Origin of the sequence: Erysipelothrix rhusiopathiae (genome assembly GCF_900637845.1) — a bacterium.
In the GTDB taxonomy this organism is placed as follows: Bacteria; Bacillota_I; Bacilli_A; order Erysipelotrichales; family Erysipelotrichaceae; genus Erysipelothrix; species Erysipelothrix rhusiopathiae.
This window is the reverse complement of the sequence record NZ_LR134439.1, coordinates 412,098-436,369: the sequence shown is the minus strand read 5'-3', so window position 1 is coordinate 436,369 and position 24,272 is coordinate 412,098. Positions and strand designations below refer to the sequence as shown.

The window sequence follows — 24,272 nt, the reverse complement described above, 5'->3', positions numbered from 1 at the left end:
GTTCCTCCTAAAATTCTTCTTCGACGTCTGTTCCAACAAGATCGTCATTACAATATCGTAAGGTCATACGACACTCTTCAATCTTTTCAATAAGTTCTTCACGCGTTATGGGGCCTTGAATTTCAACCATGATTGAAATAATAAGCGCTAGGTTAACGCCAGCAATGAGATGGAAATCACGGCTACCCAATAACTTCATAAACTCTGTATTGACACTTCCGCCATAAATATCCGTCATGACCACCAAATCATCTTCTAGTGGGATTCCCTCTAAGCACATCATAATTTCTTGTGTGAGATCATGATGATCAACGTAGGCGGAAATAATATGAACGGAATCCACATCTCCGACAATGGCTTTGACGGCACTGTAGAATCCTTCGGCCAGGTGTTTATGACTTGCGATAATATAGTGTTTCATTTAGATCCCTCCCTGTTCTTTATATTTCGTTAAACTTTGTAAATCCGCATCACCTGGTTTTGTTTCATAACATTGTTTGGCTGTTTCCAGCGAGTAATAACCTTGATACTTATATTGATTAAATTTCATAAGATCTTCCTGCATGTTTCGATGTCCATCCCCCCATGCACAATGTCCTGAATCCACAAAATGCACATGAACAATATCTTCTTTAAAAACATTAAAGTAATCATCAATTGTTTCTTCAGCCTGGGTCATTGCCCCAAGGTCCAGACAAATTTTTAAGTTTTCACACGCCACAGCATCTTGATACGCTTTCAAATCTTGAATGGTATTGACCAAGCGTGATTCATAAGGTTGTAATGCTTCAATGGCAAGAAGAATTCCTTGCTCTTGCGCATAAATACACAATCTTCGCATCATTGCGACACTGCGTTGATAGGCTGTTTCTAGGGGTTCGTCATAAAATGACCAACCACTTGTTACCACCACCAGTTTCGCACCGACTGTATGCGCAATATCAATCATATTGCGGAAGTAAGCATACACACGATTTTGTTGTTCAAGAGATCCTGTCGCCATGTTATGAGGCTTTGGATTTGTCTGTTCAGGACAGATTGCGATAATCTGTAACCCAAAATGTTCTGCATGGGTTTTGAGTGCAAAAGGATCATCATACTGTTGGTAATCCACAAAGAAGTGATGTGGACTGGTCCATATTTCACATGCATCAAAGCCTAGACTTGAAATGGTTTTAAAAAATGTATTCAAACTATAATATCGATAGTGACTGTTCATTGCTGATAGTTTCAAAATGAATCATCCTCTCCATGCTCTCGATTTTTATCATTTTCAATATAGTCATAAAGGAGCGCAATCTCTGATACCGGCAACATGACATTATAATGTTCGAGCATAGGACCAAAACTATCATTCACATCACGAATAAAGGCTTGATGATCTTTCTCAAAGCGCTTCACGTCCTTATAGTCGTCAATAGCTGTTTTGGTTACCAGACGTTCAATTAAAAAGCAGACATGAATATAAATACCGACAATCGTCTTACTTTGGAATGTCTTTTGCATCTTGCGTTCTAAATGAGATGTGGAATCACTGACAAAGTTCAAAAGTTTGTTTGCATTTAAGATGGTTAGATTTTGCATCACATTTTGAAGTGAAAAGTTTTTAAGCAGATTTCGGTTAAACACCTCAATCTCATCTACATCCAAATAATCTTCCAAGGCCTTATCCACAATGGAAATATCTTTAAAACTGACAATATCCTCCAAACTTACACTGCGAATCGAATCCAGCGGTAATGAGTGTGGTTTCACCATCAACATCACTTCAAACTTATCAAATAAGGGATCCTTTAAACCATTTGTTAATAATTCTTTAAAGTCATACCGGATAAAACGAAGATCAATGGACTTAGGCAAGGATTGTTTAAAGAGGTTGACCATCCGATCTGCAACGGATACCCCTGCATCACTTACAAAGACCATGGCTTTTGTCTTCTCTGCACGATTCAAGATTTTATACTTGGTTACGGCTTGCTTCGAAGCTTTCGCTAAGATTTCTTCCAGCGGATATTCTTGACGAACCATTGAACCAATATGCAAGGCAATTGCCGTTGAACTGTTATTAATGACACCAACATTTAAATCTTTAAGAATGCGGTCCCCAATCAATTCCAACGATCCCATATCGACCAGTAAAATCAAATTCTTATAATACGGATTTAAGGCGATATAGTCATTCACCTTCATAATGATTTCTTCACTGCTACTATCCAGTGGCATATCAAAGGCATCAAAGATATGTTCCTCTAACAATTGATTGGCAGCATCCGCAATACTGCTTGCAGTGGAGTAGCCATGCGATACAATTACGGCCGCCGTATCTTTGTGTTTAATGTTGTCGTTATAAAAATAGATATTTAAAATTAGAAAGATTAGATTGAAATCATTAAGTTTTAACTCTAAAGCTTGGTAGATCATTTTTGAAATTTCATTTGAAATCATAAAGATGTCATACATTTCTTCTTTTAAAAACTCTAATAAAGCATTGATATCCTTACGATGTTTATACGTCCACCGATCAAGTTTTATTTTTTCATGTGATGATGACAACAAAACCCGTGATAAGACAAAACTGCAATTGCTGGGAATGTTGATTTTGTTTTTTTGTTTCACATCTTCAAGCACATCATCAATAATTTTCTCAAGTCCATATACTTTTTGAAGGCTATACGATTGATCAAAAATCATCAAATCATAATAATTACGCATGGACTCAAAATCTTGTGCTAACATCTCACGATACGATATCTGATTGCTTTGGAAACTGTTAAACGCTTTTAAGATGTTTTTAAATAGATGTACTATTTTATCCGTTGACTCATGAATAACATAAGTATCAATTTCAATAAGCTGCTTCATATCTTGTTCATTTGAAATGCTGTAGTTCAATTTATCTTCTGGTAAATGATATAAGTGACAATGCATGACACCTTGTTGCGCTGATTCTAGGGCTGTTGCGCAAATGCGTGTAATGCATTTTTTTAACTCATGAATGTCTTCATCAAATTTAAGTTGAAGCAATGCCTCTAACAGCTTGTATGAAATAAAGATCTTTAAGCCGAGTTTTTGTTGTTCTTGTTTAAAGAATTTGAGGATGAAATGTTCCTTTTCCTGTGTTCCGCGTTGATCAAAGTGCGGAATCTTGCATATAATTGGAAGACTTTGAAGTAAGGAATAATCAAATGCATCTTCTGGATTATAAGAGGTTCCAAAAACCAAACGGCAATGAACCTTCACAACCTTACGATCTTTAGTGTAATAGCCATCTTTAATGACATTTGAAACTTGATATTGGATATCAGGACGCATACGATCTGCATGTTCTAGGTAAAGAACACCGATATCTTTTTGTTCAAGCAAACCACTTTGTGTTTCATCACCAAAAAGCAGGCGTTCATAATCACATTGCGGATCAATAAATTTTAGATGGTAGACACTTTGTCCTGTTTGAATTAGATTATGTTCCACACAAAATTTATGAATCATACGTGATAAATACGCCTTACCACTTCCCCGTTTTCCAAACAAAACAATTGGTAATCCACGTCCTGGATAAAGCAAGGCAGACTTAATTTGTTGAACGATGTGACTTAATGATCCATCAAAGCCAATTAAATCTTGGAAAGAATCATACCCTTCCGAGCTCTGTATTTCATCCATGAGCGCTTTAACACTTAAATACTCACGCGATACATTTTGAACACGATAGCGCTTCTCAAATTCGTGTTTATCGAAGTAATACACCGGTCGAGACGATACCTTAATCAAGAGCCCTTCCTGAAATAATTCATTTAAGTATTGCGATACTAAGGAACGGCTTAAGTGTAACGATTCTGAGATTACTGTGGTTGTGAGTAAGGAAAAGTCATGATCGAGTAGAATTTGTGTTTCGAAAACAAGATACTGATAAATTTGTTCTTTTGTATTCATAGATACTCCTTCTTTTTCAATGGTGACTTTAACTGTCTCTATTGTACGAAGGGGATGAGATTTCGTCTTTAGTTTCATCATTCTTCGACAAAAACACTTAAAATCCACCAAGCTCTAACACTGAACGCCACTTTCGACACTTAATTATCAGTAATAACCGATATTATGGGGATACTGTCGAAACGTGCGTTGATACCCTTAGATTACCACACAGCCAATTCAAAACATTCAATTCTCTAAATGTCTCATCATATCCTCATTTACCACTCATCACATAAAGACACACATTTCTTTCACTTTTTATTGACAGCGGTTACACCTCATGCTAATATGTGCTTGTAAGATAGGATTGTTACTGAAGAAGGCAAGACCTACAAATATGGCGATACGCTATTTTTGTAGGTCTTTTTATATCTTCACGCAACAATTTCTAAATCATATAGAAAAGGAGAAGTGACTTATATGATGAAACATTTACAGAAATTAGGCCGTGCCTTAATGCTTCCAGTAGCGGTATTACCGGCTGCAAGTTTATTAATGGGTATTGGTTATTGGATTGACCCTGTTGGATGGGGAGCTAACAGTGTTCTCGCCGCATTCTTAATTGGATCGGGTAAAGCAATCATTGAAAAACTACCAATTATCTTTGCGGTAGGGATTGCTTATGGATTATCAAATGATAAAGATGGTGCTGCTTCCTTAAGTGGTCTTGTTGGTTTCTTAATGATTACCACATTACTATCTGTAGGATCTGTAGCAAACTTAAAAGGTATTGCACCTGAAGCCGTTAATGCTGCATTTGGGAAAATTGATAATGCCTTTATTGGTATTATTTCTGGGGTAGTTGGTGCATTAATGTACAACAAATTCTCCAAAACAGAACTCCCAACCGCACTCGCATTCTTTAGTGGTAAACGCTTGGCGCCAATCATGACTGCAGTTGTGATGATGCCAATCTCAATTGCTTTACTATATATTTGGCCAATTGTTTATGGTGGTCTTGTATCCTTTGGTACCGCAATTTCATCCATGGGTCCTCTTGGAGCAGGTTTATTCGGGTTCTTCAACCGTCTCTTAATCCCTACAGGATTACACCACGCTTTAAACTCAGTATTCTGGTTTGATACAATTGGTATTAATGACATTGGAAACTTCTGGGGTGGTACCGGTGTTAAAGGAATTACCGGAATGTACCAAGCTGGTTTCTTCCCTGTTATGATGTTTGGACTTTGTGGAGCTGGTCTTGCTATGTATCAATCCGCAAAACCTGAAAATAAAAAGGTTGTGGGATCACTCATGCTTGCAGCTGGTTTCTCAGCATTCTTCACTGGGGTAACAGAACCGATTGAATTCTCATTTATGTTCGTTGCACCTGCATTATACTTAGTACATGCACTCCTTACAGGACTTTCATTATTTATTGTTTCATCCTTTGGATGGACGGCAGGATTTGGATTTAGTGCTGGATTTGTAGACTTATTCTTAAGTTCACGTCTACCACTTGCAAACAAACCTTATATGATCGTTGTATTTGGTGTTGTATACTTTGTAATCTACTACGTACTCTTCCGATTCTTGATTGTTAAGTTTAATATTAAAACACCAGGACGTGAAGAAGTATTGCTAGATGACACAATTCTCACTGCATCGGACAGTAAATTTGCACATCAAGCAGAAATTATTCTTAATGCGCTTGGTGGTAAAGAAAACGTTAAAAGCGTTGACTACTGTACAACACGCTTACGTCTTGAACTCTTTGAAACCGAAAATATTGATGAAAAAGCAATTAAGGGAACTGGAGCAGCAGGAATCGTAAGACCTGGTGGAAGCAGTCTCCAAGTTATCGTTGGTACAAACGTTCAGTTCGTAGCCGATGAATTCAAAAACTTAATTAAATAATAGAATAAGTAATATCCTACTCTATAAAAAAACCGGTATCGCTACCGGTTTTTTTCATGCTTCATAATTTGGTATAGATGTATTGCAAGATACATGCGCTCATCCATTGAGAGTTCATAATCAAATCGTGTGTGAACGTATTGGTTAATCTTTGCGACACAGTCGTTATACTTTTTTAACTTCGCTGCAATAAATAAATTAAGTTCACCAATGCTCTCATCAAATGGATGGTTGGAACTTTGATTCCCAATAATACGTTGGGCGAGATATTTTAAGTGCGTTGCAAGACGTGTATATGCAGGTTGACTGCTATTCATCTCGATACCCAATTCACTTTGAACAATCGCCATAACATCCTTTAAAAACATCATGGTATTTTGAGCTTGATGCGATATATTCCCGTTACTTGCATTGACGATGTGAATAACAAGATACCCAATTTCATCTTGAGGAAGTGTTACCTCAAACCGCTTATTAATATAATTTAATGCCCATGCTCCTACTTTAAATTCATCAGGATAATACATTTTAATTTCTTCTGTAAATAACCCTGGCAATTCCACATCATCTTTTGATCTTAATACTGCGTAGTAAATATGATCTGTCAGTGCTACGTTTATCGTGTCACTTAGTGATGTATCTAAAACAGAATGTGCATATTCAACGATTGCGCGCGTTGCTTCAAAATAATCCACTGGTATTTTATTAAGAAGTTGTTCAAAGTCGTCTTGGCTATCACTTACCACTTTAAACATCTTTTCGATGCGTGAAGCATCTATTTCGTCCCCTATTTTATGTTGGAAACCGATTCCTGAACCCGTAACAACCATGTCTTCTCCATCGATAAATGTAGCGACACAATTATTATTAAAGATTTTCGTTATGTGCATATCAAAAACCCATCCCCTTTTTATAGGCCTATTATACCATAGACACTACTCTTTAAAGGTGAAACCGTATTATCGCCATAAAAAAAAGAGAGGTTATTCCTCTCTTTAAATATTCAATTGAATTAATGCTTACCATTAAGTTTTAGAAGTTTCATAATTTCAACGATAACCATTGGTACAAACATCAACACAATCACAATCATCCAGTGATGACCATCAAGTGTACCCAGTTTAAACAGATCGTTTAGAACCGGAATGAATAATACAGCAAGAATCATGAGCCCGTTAATGAGCGTTGCCATGATAAGGTATTTATTTTTCCAAAATGATGTGAATACTGATTTTTCACTTGAATGAATACTGTATGAATGGATTAATTGTGAGAATGCTAATACGATAAATGCCATTGTCGTACCTGTTTCAGTATCGCCAGCTGCCCATAGACGCCCTGCACCGTACATGTAAGCAAAAAGTGCAACGCCCCCTACAACAGCACCTTGGTACCCAATTCGCCAAAGCATTGATTTACTGATGAGTGAGCCTGTACGATCTGGTTGACGTTCCATAATACCATCTTCTGCACCATCAACACCAAGTGCTAATGCTGGAAGACTATCCGTTACAAGGTTAATCCATAATAAGTGAATTGGTAGTAGTGGTGCGTCCCAGTCAAGGAGTACCGCAATTAATAACAGTAACAATTCTCCAACATTACATGATAATAAGTATGAGATTGCTTTCATAATGTTATCTTTAATGCGTCGACCTTCACCAATAGCGGTTACCACTGTTGCGAAGTTATCATCTGTAAGAACCATGTCGGCTGCACCTTTAGCAACTTCTGTTCCAACAATACCCATCGCAGCACCAATATCAGCACGTTTTAATGCTGGTGCATCGTTAACACCATCACCTGTCATCGCCACAATATCGCCATGACGCTTCCAAGCGGAAATAATACGCATTTTATGTTCTGGAGAAACACGTGCATACACACCAATGTGTTGAACTTGTTCAAACAATTCATCATCAGTCATCGCATCCAATTCTTTTCCAGAGATAACACGTTGTCCATCTTCAAGTAGTCCGATTTCACGACCAATTGCGGATGCAGTAACAGCATGGTCACCCGTAATCATTACGACACGAATACCTGCTTTTTTACTTGTTTTAATTGCTTCTGTAACTTCTGGACGTGGTGGATCAATCATCCCTACCAACCCTACAAAAGTAAGTTCACTTTCAATTTCTGTCGCTTCTAAATCCGTATTTGAAACAGATTTCTTAGCAAGTGCAAGAACACGGAGTGCCTTAACACCCATTTCTTGATTATGTTTTTGAATACGATCAATATCTTCTTGCATAATTGCACGTACACCATTTTCATCTTGGTACTGTGTTACAACTGCAAGAACTTCATCAACCCCACCCTTAACAAATACCGTTGCGGAACCTTCAATATCGTTAATCGTACTCATACGTTTACGACCTGAATCAAACGGTACTTCATTTAAACGAGTGTGTTTTTGAATCAAACCAACTGCATCAAGATCAAGTGCTTCTGCCCATGCAGATAGCGCTGTTTCAGTTGGATCTCCGAGCCAATTTCCATCAACTTTACGAGCATCATTACAGAGTAATAAACCACGTGATAATTCATTCACGTCACTTTCAGTCCAATGTTCTTTTACCGTCATAACATTTTGTGTTAGGGTACCGGTTTTATCTGAACAAATAACCGTTGCGGAACCAAGGGTCTCAACTGATGGCAAATTACGAACAATTGCATGACGTTCTACTAAACGTTGTACACCAAGTGCTAAGACAATTGTAGCCACAGCTGGTAAACTTTCAGGAACAACTGCAACTGCTAGAGAAACAGCTGTTAAGAACATTTGTAAGAAATCATGATTATTCAATACACCAACAAGGAGAATAATTCCACACGCAATAATCGCTCCAACACCTAGGATTCTACCCAGTTGATTTAATTGTTGCTGAAGCGGTGTCGGATCTGATTTTGTTTCAGTTAGCATTGTCGCAATCTTACCTACTTCAGTATCCATACCAACAGCAACGACAACACCTTGACCTCGTCCATAACTCACCATTCCTGATGAATATGCCATATTCTTGCGATCACCCAAGACTGCATCATCAGCACAGACAACATCTGCATGTTTTTCAACTGGCACAGATTCTCCAGTTAATGATGCTTCTTGTACTGTTAAGGAATTTGATTGGACAATTCGTAAATCAGCAGGTACTAAATCCCCTGCATCCATTACAATCAAATCTCCAACAACTACATCATTAGAATTAATAGTTTGTTCTTCACCGCCTCGTATTACTTTTGCGGTTGGAGTAGACATATCTTGAAGCGCTTTAAGAGACTTCTCAGCTTTATCTTCTTGAATCATTCCAATAAGTGCGTTTAATGCAACGATTGCGAAAATTAAAATCGCATCTGCATGTTCACCCACAATACCACTAATTAGAGCAGCAACAAGCAAAATAATGATTGTTACGTCTTTAAACTGATCCAATAAACGCATCATAAAACTGCGTCCTTTTGCTTCAGCCAATTTATTCATGCCATATTTCTCACGAGACGCCTCAATTTGAGCATCCGTTAATCCGTTGACGATATCCGTCTTTGCTGCCACTTCTTCAAGTGACTTTGCAAACCATTTTGTATCTTTCACAGGCTTCCTCCTTATACATTGGATAGTAAGTAAAATAAAAAGACCCTATCCGTGCCTTAAAAAACTTGGATAAAGTCTCGAATTTATACACGTTCCGGACTCTAAAGTCGTGTTGACGAAACTGTGGACCTAAAGAATAGGCTTCTACTCCCTTTATGTATTAATAATAACAAATGCACCTTTGGGTGTCAAAGTGTTTTGGGTGATATTACTTGATATTTTACACATTTAGAATGCGTAGATACACAATTAAAGCAATATAAATTAATAAAAAACCGAAACTCAGATTATCCTTTGAGTTTCGGTTTATAAATGAATATTTTCAATAAAAGATTTTAATGATTATAACGGTTTTTCTTTGTTTGTATTACAAAGATTAGCATACCAACAAGGCTTAGTAGTAATCCATAAAGACGAATACTACTTGCAGTAATCCCAGCTGCCGGAAGAACCGATTGTGGTTTTGATAAGGCTTTAACAATTTTATCCATTTGGTCCATTGAATTGTGTAACGATTTATTAACTTTTTCAACCTTTGAACCTGAATCAATTGAAGCGAGACCTTCTTTTAACACTTTATCCACCTCTGCCTTAGCTTTATCTTTTGCTTCTTGGGAAAGTCCAGGAAGTGCATCAATCGCTTTTTTCGTTTCATCAGCTTTTGCTTCTAAGTCTTTTTTCGCTTTGTTTTTTGCATCTTGTAATGTGCTTTGATCTACAATGTCTTTCACCGCAGTATCCGTTGTATTTTTTGCATTTTCAACATCTTTTGGTGTCGTACCTTGATCAATTGCATTTTTACCTTCTTCTGTTTTCTGATCAATATCATCTTTCGCTTTTTGCTTTTCATCATCCGTTAAGTTTGGTAACTTATCGATTTCTTTTTTAGCATCCTCAGCTTTTTTATCGAGATCATCTTTCGCTTTATTCTTTGTATCAAGAAGTTTGTTGTCCTCAACAATATCGTTGATTCCTTTTTCAGTTGTATCAATCACTTTGTCAATTTCTTTTGAGTCTTTTGACTGATCAATCGCATCTTTACTCTCTTGATTTTTTTGTTCAATTTCTTCTTTTGCTTTAGTTTTCTCTTCATCTGTTAAGTTTGGTAACTTATCGATTTCCTTTTTAGCATCTTCTGCTTTTTTATCGAAATCATCTTTCGCTTTATTTTTTGTATCAAGAAGTTTGTTGTCGTCAACAATGTCGTTGATTCCTTTATCCGTTGTATCAATCACTTTATCAATTTCTTTTGGATCGTTTGACTGATCAATCGCATCTTTGCTCTCTTGATTTTTTTGATTAATTTCGTCTTTGGCTTTATTTTTTTCTTCATCCGTTAAGTTTGGTAACTTATCAATTTCTTTCTTAGCATCTTCAGCTTTTTTATCAAGTTCAGATTTGGAATCTTCTTTTTTCTTGTCTAAATTGCCTGTGTTTTTCGCTTCGTATTTCTTTTCAATTGCATTTAATTCATCAATTCCTGTTTTTAAATTTTCAGGAACATCAGTAATCACAGTTGTGTCTTCAATACGCTTAATTGCATCCGTAAGTGTTTTATTAATTTCATCATTTGCTTCTTTGCGTTGTTGATTTGAAAGTGACGGTTTATCTGCAATTTGTTTTCGAACTTCATCCGCTTTAGCTTTTAAATCGGCAACGGCTTTAATTTTGGCATCATCAAGTTCTGCTTTTACCACAACATTTCCTATATCTGTTTTACCTTGATTGTAAATTGTATTGATATCTGAAGGTGTTGTTGCTTTATCAAGTTCTTTTGAAGCATTATTGACCGTTTGGTCAATAACTTTCTTCGCTTTGTCTTTGTCAGCTTGTGATAAGTTTTCAAGTTTATCGATTGTTTCTTTAGCTTTCTCAGCTTCAGCATTTAAATTTGCTTTTTTATCATCTTTAAGTTTTTCAAGTGACTCGAAATTTTCTTTAATGAGTGCATCTTTAATTGCGTCCATCTCTGTTTTTGTTTCGGAAACAACTTTATTAACATCTTCGATAGACTTACCTGTTTCAATATTTTGAAGTCCATTACTTAGAGCGTTCTCGATCTCACCTTTTGCTTTATTTTTAATTTCTTGAGAAAGACCAGGAAGTGCATCAATCGCTTTTTTCGTTTCATCAGCTTTCGCTTCTAAATCTTTTTTCGCTTTGTTTTTTGCATCTTGTAATGTGCTTTGATCTACGATATCTTTCACCGCAGTATCTGTTGTGTTTTTTGCATCTTCAACATCTTTTGGCGTTGTACCTTGATCAATTGCATCTTTACCTTCTTTTGTTTTTTGACCAACATCATCTTTAGCTTTTTGCTTTTCATCTTCTGTTAAGTTTGGCAACTTATCAATTACTTTCTTAGCATCTTCAGCTTTTTTATCGAGGTCATCTTTTGCTTTATTTTTTGTATCAAGAAGTTTGTTGTCGTCAACAATATCGTTGATTCCTTTATCCGTCGTATCAATCACTTTGTCAATTTCTTTTGGATCGTTTGACTGATCAATCGCATCTTTTCCATCTTGATTTTTTTGATCAATATCATCTTTGGCTTTTTGCTTTTCATCATCTGTTAAGTTAGGTAACTTATCAATTTCTTTCTTAGCATCTTCAGATTTTTTGTCTAAATCAGATTTAGAATCTTCTTTTTTCTTATCTAAATTTTCATTATTTTTTGCTTCATATTTTTGTTCAATTGCATCTAATTCATCAATTCCTGTTTTTAAGTTGTCAGGAACTTCGTTAATAACCGTTGTATCTTCAATACGTTTAATTGCTTCTGCAAGTGTCTTATTAATTTCATCATTTGCATCGCTACGTTGTTGATCTGATAATGCCGGTTTATCAGCAATGAGTTTACGAACTTCTTCAGCTTTAGCATTTAAATCTTTAATTGCTTTTGTTTTCGCATCATCAAGTTCTGCTTTTATAACAACATTTCCAATATCAGTTTTACCTTGATTGTAAATTGTATTGATATCTGAAGGTGTTGTTGCTTTATCAAGTTCTTTTGATGTGTCACTGACCGTTTCATCAATCAATTTTTTGGCATCATCTTTTTCGGTCTGTGATAAGTTTTCGAGTTTATCGATTACCTCTTTGGCTTTTTTCGCTTCAGCATCAAGATTTGATTTTTTATCGTTAATCAATGCATCGATACTATCGTTGTTTTCTTTAACGATCGCATCTTTTATTGCATCCATCTCATTTTTTGTGTCCGTTACAACTTTATTAATAACATCAACAGACTTACCGGTTTCTACCCCTTCAAGTCCTTTATTTAACGCATTATCAATTTCACCTTTGGCTTTATCTTTAGCTTCTTGAGAAATTCCAGGGAGTGCATCAATCGCTTTTTTCGTTTCATCAGCTTTCGCTTCTAAATCTTTTTTCGCTTTATTTTTTGCATCCAGCAAGTTACTTTGATCTACAGTTTCTTTTACCGATGTATCGGTTGTGTTTTTTGCATCTTCTACATCTTTTGGTGTTGTTCCTTGATCAATTGCATCTTTACCATCATTTGTTTTCTGATCAATCTCATCTTTAGCTTTTTGCTTTTCATCATCCGTTAAGTTTGGTAACTTATCGATTTCTTTCTTAGCATCTTCAGCTTTTTTATCAAGATCAGCTTTTGAGTCGTTTTTACGATCAACAAGTGTTACATCATTAACAATCTTATCGATGTTTCCTGAAGAATTATCTTTAGAATTGGTTGCATCTTCACGTGTTTTTGCGTTATCGATTGCTTTCTTACCATCTTCTAATTCCTTTTGGATTGCATCAATTTTTTCTTTTTTCTCGGACTCAGATACGTTTTTTAAGTCCTCAATTTTTTTGATTGCTTCATTAGCTTTCTTCTCAAGTTCATCTTTAAGAACAGGTTTTAATTCTTGTAATTCATAAACGCGCTCAACTTCTTTTAAATCATTAGTTAGCTTTTCGTTAAGTCCTGGACTTGAAACTTCATCAATATTCTTTTTAAGTTCATCAATTGTACTTTGTGTTACTTCACCTTTAAGAACTTTATCATCAAAGTTCTCAAAAGTATCCTTAATCGCTTTTTCAATCCCTTTTGCTTGATCTAATAAAGCTTGAGCCTTGTCGAGTAAGTCATTTACATATGCTTTTACATCACTTGCATAAGGGTTTCCTGATGCTGTAATTTTCGCACGAATTGCATCAATATTTTTTTGAATTTCAGTTGTATCTTTACCCACTAATTCTTTGAATTCACTGTCATTAAACAATGCATGTGTATCCTCTTGAATTAAATAGTCATCTTTCAAGAAGAATCCCATTCTATGAATTTCTAAGTGTGTACTTTTATCGTTGTTTCCGAAATGACGTAAGGAAACAGTAACTTCCCCGCTTCCTTGTGCCGTAAATGGTAAGCTTACAATCTGCATTTGACTATCGACAGTAAAGTTTTGCTTAGCTAATACAGGATCTCCAGAAGTCTTTTTATCGGGATAAATATTCAATACACCTTTGTTCGATCCTTTAGGACTCTTTAATTCTGCACGGAAATAATACTCATATCCTGCTTGAAGTTGAATTGTCTGACCGACAAGAATAAACGCTCTATTCTCTTCGGTAGTCGCACCGGACTCGCGCATTGATTTTGATTTGAATACAGATTGATCCGTATCATTTTTTTCACCAACTAAAAAGTTTGGTTTTCCAACATCTCTAAAACCATCTACGACTTTCGTATTGATGACGCCATCTTGCTCACCACCAAAAACGTTATTTGTAGAAGTAATCTTCCAGTTCTTAATTGATTTCTCATTTGCACTATATCTTAAATAGGGGTTTTGTAATTTATTGCCTCGGAATGGAAACAATTCCTCTGTTTCTTGTGCAGATATTGTATAATTCTGATTCATTGAAATACTTGTTACAAGCAAGACAAATGTCAGTGCTATTGTCATGATCTTGTTCATTAGTTTATTTTTTTTCATCATATAAATGCTCCTTTACATATCAATACTACATAGTTGCGTATTTGTATTTCCCCTCCCCATTCCGTAAGCACGCTCTAACAAGATAGCATAGAACTTCATCTATTTCTAAGTATTTGCTTTGAATTTCATAATATGTTTATCTGCGGTCGTTAAATATTTCGTTTTTTTTATACATTCAGTCTTTTTTTGTTGCGCTACCCTTTTCTTGTCCGAGTATGTTCTTTTATTTTACCACCGTGTTTTACAACCCTAATATTCGTTTCTATAATATAATTTCTTAAAAAAAATCGAAAACAAATAATTGCTCATCTTTTCTCGTAAGATATATTTTAAAATCTTGAACTTGTTTGTTCACAACTGATAAACAGTCTTAGTTAAAATACTTTAATCTGATATCATTAGTAGATTATTGCGAATAAAAAAATTCGTCTTTAATTGATGTTTGAAATATATAAATAAAAAAAAACGTTGAATTATCAACGTTTTACTTCGTAAACCATACGTAAGGTCTTTAAAGGATAACCGTACAAAGTATCTGGTATACATATTTTTTGGACAAATCCATATTTCTTATAGAATGTTTCTGCACTTACATTACCATTTTCCACATCCACATATGCTTGATTAATAGTGTCTGGAACACTTGCCTCAATAAATGATAGCAACTCTGAACCTACACCAGCACGTTGATGCGTAGGAAGTACATACAATGCGACAATATATAAATCATTATCACGAATTTCATAGTTAGCAAATCCGACGATGTAATCATCTTGAACCGCAACCATAAATTTTGTTGTTTCAATGCGACGCTCTAAAACGGTGGGTGAATAAGCATCTTCAATAAAACGATTAATAATATCAAGCGGGATTAAATCCTTATACGCTTCTTTCCACGTAATGGATGCAATCAAACGAATCGCTTCTAAATCATCGGGCGTAGCCAATCGTATCATTATGTCACCTTCTTTTTATAGTAAACATTGTAACCGATATCACCTAAAATTCATAGTAATCCATTCGAAATTTCATAATTCTACGATATATACTTTTGACTTATACTTTTTAATATTTCCCATGAATCATCCATTTCCTTTACAAGTTTGAACTGTGTCCGAGCCCTCACAAGATTATGCTCTGGGTAATTTGTTTTAAAGTATGTATCTCCGTCAAGATAGTCTTTAAGAAAACGCAATCCACATTCAAGCGTCATCATTTTCGCACCTTCTGGAAATAGTTTAATCTCTAAATTGGACAAGCTTCCTTGAGAGCCTTTTATAAATCCATCAACATACGCTTCATAATAGGGTATGTTTAAGTGCACTTTCGTTAAGTCTTTTTCATCTTCTAGGGCAGTACTTGCACCAAATCGAATCGAGTCTCCAAAATCATCGAGCGAAAATCCGGGCATTACAGTATCTAAGTCCACAACACAGAGAACATCATTTGTATCTTTATCTAAAAGAACATTATTTAGCTTTGTGTCATTATGTGTCACCTTTAACGGTAACATGCCTAGTCTATGATAATTCCACAATGTATCCGCAAAATCTTGATGTTTTAGCACAAATTCAATCTCCGGTAATGCTAAGTGTTTTCGTCCAGATCTATTTAATTCTAGAGACCTATGGAAGTGCTCATATCTCATCGGGGTATTGTGGAAGTCTTGAATCGTTAGATTTAATGTATCTACTGGAAAATCTTCCAAATCTTTTTGAAACGATCCAAATGCCACACCACTTCGATAAAAATCCTCGATATTATCGACAAGATCCAAGGACATTGAATTATCAATCAAATTATAAGCACGCCAAAAAGCACCCACTTCACTTTAAAAAATATATTCTTGATGCCGAGTCGGAATTAGGTTCAAAACTTCTCGACTTGGATTACCACCACGTATCAGTACTTTTTTGCGAATATGATTTGTTACTTTTTCAATATTTTCAATAAGACCTCGAGGATCTAAAAAGATTTTATGGTTAATTTTTTGGAGAACATAACTCCCTTGTGAACAAATAACGCGATATGTATCATTTATATGTCCATTCCCAAATGGTATAACTTCTATTACATCACCATCAAAGCAAAATTCCTTTATAACTTCGTTTATAGATTCCATACTTTCATCCTTCTATTGTCAAATGCAAGACCAAAATAACACCTGTAGTACCAGGTGTTATTTTAATTCATTAAAGAAAACGTTTATTATACCTAAAGAGTAAATAGAGCAGCATCCCCAAACCAATCATCATCATTAATAGCGATTGAATAGAGATCGTTTTTTGGAAATGGATTACCATCCAAATACCCAATAATAATACGCAAACGTTAATGATGCCATTCAACAGTTTCTTCATTGCGTTCACCCCACTTAATTTCAGATGGTTCAAGCGTTATTTCAAATGCATTTCCCAAACCATCATAGAATATTGTCTCTTGTCTTTCATGTGTATTATTAAGTAATGCCACTGAATTTGGATATACATTCACTTCGCAATGAATGTTTGTAGCAAAGAAATTCTTCATTTTATTTTCTTTATTCATTGCATAAAAAATTGAACGGTAAAGAACTCGTGTATTTTCAAAACTGTAAGGAAGACCCGTAAGGTACACACCACGGCCTCTACCAAACGACTTCGATGCAAGAACGACATTTTCATTTTCTACTTTAATAATTTCTGTATCAGAAGATCGAGCGTAAATATTGTTTATTGATTCGCCAAATTTAAATGCCCCCACAAGATCCTCTGTAATAAAATGTTGTGAGACGGGTTCTTTGAAATATTTATCGGTTGAAAGCGTGAATCCGAGTTCTCTATCAACACCTAATACGTCATGGAGTTGGAAGAGATGCCCGCCTTTTTCAAAGGCTGTAGGCTCGCCCACTCCAATAAATCCATGTCCTTCATAAACCCATTTTCGAATAACCGCAACAAATGCTGGATCATCCCAAACCCTATCTCCAGAAAATGATGTCTTGGCATCCCCCGCATTAATCAATACATCGATGTCTTCAGGAATACCCAACTTAATTTCATCAAAGCTTAGAAAACGCACATCAACATCCATTCCACTAAGCGACTCTAAAATTCCAATGTAAGAATATATTTGTTTGTAATGGAGAGCATGTGCGACCATGAAATTTTGCCAACTACGTAGAGATCCCCAAGCACTCATAATCCCTACCGTTGCTTTAGTCATCGGTTTTACATCTTCTATTTTATCAATTATCCCTCTAAATTCATCAGCAGTTTTAGCAATATAATCGACAAACTTAGGAAATTTATAAGCAAGGCTTGGATATCCTCCGTAACCGATACGATTAAGCGGACTTCTCATTAATGCCCGACGTGCAGATATCCAATTGTCATTTGCTTCTTTTAAAATTGCATCATCATTGCCGTCAAAGAATGTATCGGGGAAGAAATACGGTAAAAAACGTCCTTCCGTATATTTTACATGAGGAATATCGGAAATAAGTCGAAGCGTCATCCCACCGCCAACACTCCCCACTACTGCATCCAGTCCTATTGTATGGAAATACGCTCCATACGGTTCAACCCCAATCCAGTTATCACCTAAAAACATCATGGCTTCTTTACCGTATGAATGCACCAAATCAACCATTGCTTTAGCTTGCTGAGCGACAAATTGTTGTTGGAAATCAATGTAATCTTTATATGCTTGAGTTGGCATGCAGAATGTCGAATTATAATATCCATTTTGGATAAAGTCTTCAGCGGTGAGACGGTAGCCTTTCGCTTTTTCAAACGCCTCTAAAGCACGGGGAGAAACACTCGATCCATATCCAAACCAGTCCACGAATTTTTCTTTTCGTTGATCATTAAAGCACAAAGTAAAGTGATAGTAAAACGTCGTAAAACGAATCACATCGGTTTTGGGATTGGTTTCTAGAAAGTCTTTCAGTGTATCCATCATAAATTTTTGAGAGTGTGGTTGTCGAACATCGAAAGGAATCTCTTTCTCACGATCTTTCCAGTCGTTTGTGATGTAGTTATACATTTGAGTTGGATCCCAAATCATATAAGAAAGGAAATTAACGGTATATTCATGGAACGGTTCAGTATCCTTTATCACGACAACATCACGTTTTGAATCAACCTCCCATTTCGAAACATCAACCACTTCATTACGTGTTCGATCAATAACTTGCCACCAAACTTTAGGATCATGATTGTAATCAGGTGAAAGTTGTTCCCGTAGATATCCTGTCATAAATGGAATTTCAAGCTCTGTTTTGATAGCAAGATGGTAATCACTCATCAAGAAAATCTGTTGAGCCTCCGTTATATGTTGTAGCGCAAATTCATTTTGACCTCGGGCTACAAAATACGTTGTATAGATTTTCGCATCAAGATTTTTTAAATCTTCATCTAATTTGGTTCCATCACTATCACGCAAGGCATCTGCACCCCAACGGTCCATTAAATCCTTGGTTTCTTCAAGGAAGTTGTTTTCACTTGGGAGTGTTACACGGCCTTTATTCTTTTTCATATTAATCTCCTAGTCTTTAACACCACCCAAGGTCATCCCTTGAGTGAGCTTGCTTTGTACAAATATATATAAGATAAGTGTTGGTAACATTACAATTACCAACCCCGCATAAAGCGGTCCAGGGTTTGCAGCCCCTCTTGCTGCCTGTTGTAAGTTTATTAATCCAACAGGTAATGTTTTTTGAGCACCTGGCATTAAGGTTAATGCAATAATATACTCATTCCAAAACGATAAAAAATTAAAGAGAATCACCGTTACAATACTTGGTTTTGCCATTGGAATCATAATTTTTGTCATCGTCTGAAAGTACGTACATCCATCAATTGATGCTGCTTCTTCAAATGCCTTCGGTAGTGTTTTAAAATATCCGGATAACAGATAAACCGTAAATGGAAGTGCAGTGGCTGCATAAACTACTGCTAACATGAATCGATTGTTTATAAATAAACTCATATTTAAAAGTGATTTACTGCTTTCATTCCACTTTAAAAGCATTAAGAATATGGGTATAACAATATAGTTTACGTTAATAAATAGGCCGGCCATAAACAAACCATTAATTTGTTTCTTAAATTTAAAATCAAATCGCGCTAAGACATAGGCCGCAGGTAGTGCGGTAATCAAAAGAAGAACGATTCCTAAAACCGTTACATATACAGAATTAAGGAAGTAGTCACCCATCTTAGCTTCTTTGAATGCAACCACAAAGTTATTGAAGTTCGGATTCTGCGGGAATTTCCATGGATTCATAAAGAACTCTGATGGTTCTTTAAGTGATGCAAGAAATACCCAACCGATTGGTACGATTATGGAAATGGTTAATGCGATTAGAACAACATAAATAAATAACTTATATGCTTTCTCAGCACTCATGCTCTTATGTTTTTTCATAGATCCTCCTACATTTGGATTGGATCACGTTCTGTAATCTTATTTACAATTGCAGATAGTGCAAAGGAAAATAAGAAAATCATGACCCCAATCGCCATTCCATATCCATACGAAGCATTATCGTATGCTTGTTTGTATAAATAACTCAAGAATACTTCACTTGATCCACCAGGTCCACCACTTGTAAGTACCTTTACAAATAAGAAACTCATGTTAATAGTACTAATAATAAAGAACGTTAGTGTGGTACGTAGATTCGACCATATTAATGGTAGTGTGATTTGGAAGAATTGACGGGTTCGGGATGCCCCTTCAATTTTCGCAGACTCATACAAATGCTCTGGAATACTGCTAATACTTGCCATATACATTACCATATAATATCCAATTGCCTGCCATATCATCGCTCCCGCAACGGCATACAGAACAATATTTGGATCACCTAGAAATTGAATATTTTTCCAGGTCTCTGGTTTAAATATCCGAATAATACTATTTAACAAGCCTCCCTGGTCTACTGCATAAATTTGTGCGAAGATTGCGGATATAATCGCGACAGATAAGATGTTAGGTATATAAAAGATAACGCGAAAGAAACCCTTTCCCTTTACATTTTCACGCACAAGAATGTTTGCGAATACAACCGCAAATCCAAAAGTCACAATCGTAACCATCACAATAAGCAAGATTGAATTTTGAACTGCTTGAATGAATTTTAAATCCTGAAATAATATCTTAAAGTTATTTAACCCTACAAAAGTTTTAGTACTGGATAACCCACCCCATTTAAAGAGTGACATCATAAAGATATTTATCGTTGGATAAACCATAAAAATCCCGATTAATATGAGTGCCGGGGTTAAGCAACCAATTACGAACCGTCTTTTTGCCTTTTTCTTATTCATATTCCCACTCCATTTCAAGGCTTCTTAATAGAAGAGCGATAACACGTGTGTCATCGCTCCTTAAACATCAAATACTTATTGATTAATTATTGATATTTCGAAACTGCATCCAGTACTTCTTGATACCATTGTTCTGCAGTTTTTTGTCCAGAGACAACGTCATTGACGGTTCCATATAAGATTCCATCTCCTGATGTTAAATCAACACCTTCTACTGGATCTTTCGCTGCAAATCCAACGGATGAAGCAATAACACCACGACCATAAATTGCATAGAAATCTTTGGTTTGTTCATCAGTGATCAAGTCTGATGACCCTTTGACGGGTTGAATTGCATTTCCATTATTCGCAAAGAGTTCTACAGCTTTATCAGAATAAACAAAGGTTAAGAATTCTTTTGCTAGGTCTACATTCTTAGCACCCTCTGGTATATACATTTCTTCCGCAAAGGTTGTTGCATATGTTGCATCGCCTTTTGTACGTACAGGCGCTGTGGTTAATCCCCATTTAAATCCCTCAGCATGTGGTGCTTTTTCCATTTCTCCCGCTAACCATGTACCATTTGGAATAAACAGTGCTTTGTTATCCAAGATTAATTGTTGATTCTTCGTAAATCCTTCACCATTAGCTTGTGCTACAGTATCTGGATGTGTATACGTTAGGAGTTTTCCTACTAAATCAAACGTTTCTTTAACTTGAGGATCTTTCCACGTTTCAAGATCATAATTCATAAGTTTTTCAAATTTTTCAGGACCAACCATATTATTCAAGATTGATGAGAAAAATGCATCAAAATATCCCGTTGTTGGATAAGTAAATAATGAAATGTCTTCCGCCTTCGCAAGTTCACCTAAAGCAAACATTTCTTCCCATGTTTCTGGAACTGTCCAACCTTTTTCCGTAAATAATGTTTGATTATAGAAGAGGCCTGTTGGTGCGTAAAATACTGGTGCTAAATATGTTTTACCATCCCCATATGGACTTGTACGCATCGTATCTTGAACACCTACATTAATTTTATCTTTTAATTTTACAGATTCGCCAAACACATTCATATCCATGATATCGGAAATATCCATAATTTTCTTTTCAGATATCATCGTATCTGTGAGTTTACCTTCTGAACCAATTGCAAGGTAGATTACATCTGGAACATCTCCTGATTGAATTTGTGGTCGGAGCACTTCTGCGATGTTTTTCTCAAGTACTAATTCAACCTTTGTACCATCACCCTTTGCTTCTTCAAATGCTTCCACAACTTTCTTAAAGCCTTCAGTACCGTATCCACTATTTAGTCCCGCTACTTTTAAAACTTTACCCTCATTTGATGCGGTATCTTTTTTTTCTCCACATCCGGTTAGGATAAGTAATGCAGTAAGACAAATTACTAACATTTTTTTCATTTAAAGTTCCTCCCTGATACTTTCATTATAGAGTAATGTAAGCGTTTAATCTTTCATGATATTGTTCTTAACTTATGTTATCTTGCTGTTTTAAAAAAAATATAATTTTTCATAGTTTATTCGTAAATTAATAACAATATGCACTCCCAATTGCTTGCATATCCACCCAAAAATCTTCCATTTCACTCACCAATTTAAGTTGTGTACGTGCTCTTACTAAATTATGAGTGGAATATGTTGTTTTAAAATAAGCATCACCTTCAAGGTAATCTGTTAGAAAACGCATACCACATTCTAAGGTCATCATTTTAGCCCCTACCGGAAACAGTTCTATTTCTAAATTCGTTAGACTTCCGTTAGCTCCTTCAACAAAACCCTCTACATAAGCACGGTAAAGATTTAGATCAAAGTGAACCTTGCTTAGATCTTGTTCATCTTCAAGTGCTGTGGATGCACCGAACCGGATTGAATCACCAAAGTCATCCAAAGCAAAGCCTGGCATCACAGTATCCAAATCGATAACACAAACACCCGCACCACTTTTCGCATCCAATAAAACATTATTCAACTTCGTGTCATTATGAGTCACTTTTAATTGAAGAGAACCTTGATCATAGAGATTCCAAAGTGTATTCATGAATGCTTCCTGTTCTAAGATAAACTCAATCTCAGCTTCACAAGTATGGCGTCGGTTCATGACATCATTTTTCAATGCCGATTTGAATTGTTGAAATCGTTTTGGTGTATGGTGGAAATCTTCAATCGTACTGTGTAATGACGATACTGGAAAATCCGCCAACATAAACTGAAAATTCCCAAATGCACGACCACTCTCGTAAAAATCATGCGCATCTAAGACGAGATCATATGAAACTGTATCCTGTATAAAACGGTACATACGCCAATAGTTACCGTCTTCATCCACAGCATAATCACAATCTTCAAAAGTAGGAATTAACGTAAGTGCTTCTCGTAAGGGATCACCACCTTGTTTCTGAATTTTATCTTGTATAAATCGGGTCACACGCCCAATATTTTCCATCAATAACGTGGGGCTCTTAAACACATTTGTATTAATTCGTTGTAGTATATACACATCACAAACAGTCTCAACACGATACGTGTCGTTGATGTGTCCATTTCCATAAGGAGCACAGTTTACAATTGCGCCCTCTAGTTGAAATTGATTAAGTATTTTCATAATATACCTCCTATATCTTTATTATGACGACTCGAACAGACTCAAAGCAATTGAGATGTTGTTAGTTTCTTATGTTATCTTGTTTAATTCATAAAATCATAATATACTTTAATTAATATAGGGGGTACTTATGGAAACAAAACACGATCTTACAAAACGTCTTAACCGACTTAAATTGCTTTACATTGATAGTTCTCGCTTTGATTCTGATTGGCATTCAACACTTCATTCACACCCATTTGCTGAGTTGATGTATGTTGTACGGGGAAGCGGATACTTTCGCTTTGCAGACAACCTTAAACTCCCCATACAAGCTGATGACCTAATCATCATTAATCCAAATGTTTTGCACACGGAATGCAGTGACGCTGAAGGCGGATTAGAATATATCGTTTTAGGGATTGATGGTGTCGAATTCTACACTGAACAAAATGCACACCCTGGCGTTTCAATCCATAATTACGAAGATTACAAACACGAAATTCTTTTTTATATTAAGGCTATTTTGGAGGCTGGCAAAACACACGATGAAATGTCTGAACTTATTGTGGAAAACCTTCTTCGTGTATTAGTTTTAAATACAATGCGTCGAACTACATCACTTTTGGATGTTGAGACATCAACTGGAGGAGATAACAAAGATTGTATCTTTTTAGAACATTACCTCAATCTTCATTATCGTGAAAACATTACGCTTGATCATCTTGCATCACTGACGTTTCTGAACAAATTTTATCTATCACATATCTTCAAAGAACAAACCGGACTCTCTCCAATTGATTATCTCTTACGAAAACGTATGATTGAGGCCAAAAAGCTATTAATCAACACCGATTTATCTATTACACAAATATCAGATATTGTAGGTTTTAGATCACCTTCTTATTTTTCACAATTTTTTAAAAATATGGAATGTATGTCTCCAAGTTCATTCCGTAACAAACACAAATAACTTTTACCAAT

The 24,272-nt window shown here is 35.8% G+C and carries 17 protein-coding genes; 2 read left to right on the top strand and 15 right to left on the bottom strand.

The genetic code is table 11. The features are described from left to right. Nucleotides 1-7 precede the first annotated feature (7 nt). Genes EL194_RS02050 through EL194_RS02040 form a run of 3 tightly spaced genes read right to left on the bottom strand, consistent with a single transcriptional unit; the run spans nucleotide 8 to nucleotide 3,933 of the window. A complete protein-coding gene (locus EL194_RS02050) occupies nucleotides 8-421 on the bottom strand; it encodes a PTS sugar transporter subunit IIA (protein ID WP_003774781.1) in 414 nt (137 codons plus the stop codon). Next, on the bottom strand, nucleotides 422-1,234 hold the full coding sequence (locus EL194_RS02045; RefSeq protein WP_003774779.1) for a sugar phosphate isomerase/epimerase family protein: 813 nt from the start codon (nucleotides 1,232-1,234) through the stop codon (nucleotides 422-424). Beyond that, entirely contained in the window at nucleotides 1,231-3,933 is a 2,703-nt protein-coding gene (locus EL194_RS02040) for a sigma 54-interacting transcriptional regulator (protein WP_034886701.1), read from the bottom strand. Before EL194_RS02040 ends, EL194_RS02045 begins: the two co-directional genes overlap by 4 nt. A gap of 462 nt (nucleotides 3,934-4,395) precedes the next feature. Between EL194_RS02040 and nagE the strand changes: the two genes are divergently transcribed. Next, nucleotides 4,396-5,832, top strand: coding sequence for an N-acetylglucosamine-specific PTS transporter subunit IIBC (gene nagE / locus EL194_RS02035; protein ID WP_003774776.1), 1,437 nt, complete (start codon nucleotides 4,396-4,398; stop codon nucleotides 5,830-5,832). A 41-nt stretch (nucleotides 5,833-5,873) separates the two neighbouring features. Here nagE and EL194_RS02030 read toward each other — a convergent pair whose 3' ends face one another. The 12 genes from EL194_RS02030 to EL194_RS01985 form a co-directional block, all read right to left on the bottom strand. Next, nucleotides 5,874-6,722 carry a PRD domain-containing protein gene (locus EL194_RS02030; protein ID WP_003774773.1) on the bottom strand — a complete coding sequence of 283 codons (849 nt, stop codon included), beginning with the start codon at nucleotides 6,720-6,722 and terminating at the stop codon, nucleotides 5,874-5,876. Between the two features lie 122 nt (nucleotides 6,723-6,844). Beyond that, complete coding sequence (locus EL194_RS02025; RefSeq protein ID WP_003774771.1) at nucleotides 6,845-9,427, bottom strand: calcium-translocating P-type ATPase, PMCA-type; 2,583 nt, start codon at nucleotides 9,425-9,427, stop codon at nucleotides 6,845-6,847. 335 nt (nucleotides 9,428-9,762) lie between these two features. Next, nucleotides 9,763-14,391 carry a DUF1542 domain-containing protein gene (locus EL194_RS02020; protein ID WP_003774769.1) on the bottom strand — a complete coding sequence of 1,543 codons (4,629 nt, stop codon included), beginning with the start codon at nucleotides 14,389-14,391 and terminating at the stop codon, nucleotides 9,763-9,765. A 476-nt stretch (nucleotides 14,392-14,867) separates the two neighbouring features. Further along, entirely contained in the window at nucleotides 14,868-15,347 is a 480-nt protein-coding gene (locus EL194_RS02015) for a GNAT family N-acetyltransferase (protein ID WP_003774767.1), read from the bottom strand. 80 nt (nucleotides 15,348-15,427) lie between these two features. Beyond that, complete coding sequence (locus EL194_RS02010) at nucleotides 15,428-16,189, bottom strand: phosphotransferase (RefSeq protein ID WP_232012992.1); 762 nt, start codon at nucleotides 16,187-16,189, stop codon at nucleotides 15,428-15,430. Between the two features lie 33 nt (nucleotides 16,190-16,222). Next, nucleotides 16,223-16,513 carry a hypothetical protein gene (locus EL194_RS08630; RefSeq protein ID WP_003774761.1) on the bottom strand — a complete coding sequence of 97 codons (291 nt, stop codon included), beginning with the start codon at nucleotides 16,511-16,513 and terminating at the stop codon, nucleotides 16,223-16,225. A 70-nt stretch (nucleotides 16,514-16,583) separates the two neighbouring features. Beyond that, entirely contained in the window at nucleotides 16,584-16,694 is a 111-nt protein-coding gene (locus EL194_RS08725) for a DUF6903 family protein (protein ID WP_396349460.1), read from the bottom strand. A 28-nt stretch (nucleotides 16,695-16,722) separates the two neighbouring features. Continuing rightward, nucleotides 16,723-18,909 (bottom strand): 1,3-beta-galactosyl-N-acetylhexosamine phosphorylase, encoded by a 2,187-nt coding sequence (gnpA, locus tag EL194_RS02005; RefSeq protein WP_003774759.1) that lies wholly within the window; start codon nucleotides 18,907-18,909, stop codon nucleotides 16,723-16,725. A 9-nt stretch (nucleotides 18,910-18,918) separates the two neighbouring features. Continuing rightward, nucleotides 18,919-19,800 carry a carbohydrate ABC transporter permease gene (locus EL194_RS02000; RefSeq protein ID WP_003774757.1) on the bottom strand — a complete coding sequence of 294 codons (882 nt, stop codon included), beginning with the start codon at nucleotides 19,798-19,800 and terminating at the stop codon, nucleotides 18,919-18,921. Between the two features lie 8 nt (nucleotides 19,801-19,808). Next, a complete protein-coding gene (locus tag EL194_RS01995; RefSeq protein WP_003774755.1) occupies nucleotides 19,809-20,705 on the bottom strand; it encodes a carbohydrate ABC transporter permease in 897 nt (298 codons plus the stop codon). 86 nt (nucleotides 20,706-20,791) lie between these two features. Further along, nucleotides 20,792-22,108, bottom strand: coding sequence for a carbohydrate ABC transporter substrate-binding protein (locus EL194_RS01990; RefSeq protein WP_003774753.1), 1,317 nt, complete (start codon nucleotides 22,106-22,108; stop codon nucleotides 20,792-20,794). Between the two features lie 127 nt (nucleotides 22,109-22,235). Further along, a complete protein-coding gene (locus EL194_RS01985; protein ID WP_003774750.1) occupies nucleotides 22,236-23,309 on the bottom strand; it encodes a phosphotransferase enzyme family protein in 1,074 nt (357 codons plus the stop codon). A 130-nt stretch (nucleotides 23,310-23,439) separates the two neighbouring features. On the opposite strand from EL194_RS01985, the gene EL194_RS01980 reads away from it, so the two are divergent. Further along, nucleotides 23,440-24,261 carry a helix-turn-helix transcriptional regulator gene (locus EL194_RS01980; protein WP_003774749.1) on the top strand — a complete coding sequence of 274 codons (822 nt, stop codon included), beginning with the start codon at nucleotides 23,440-23,442 and terminating at the stop codon, nucleotides 24,259-24,261. The last annotated feature ends 11 nt before the right edge of the window (nucleotides 24,262-24,272 follow it).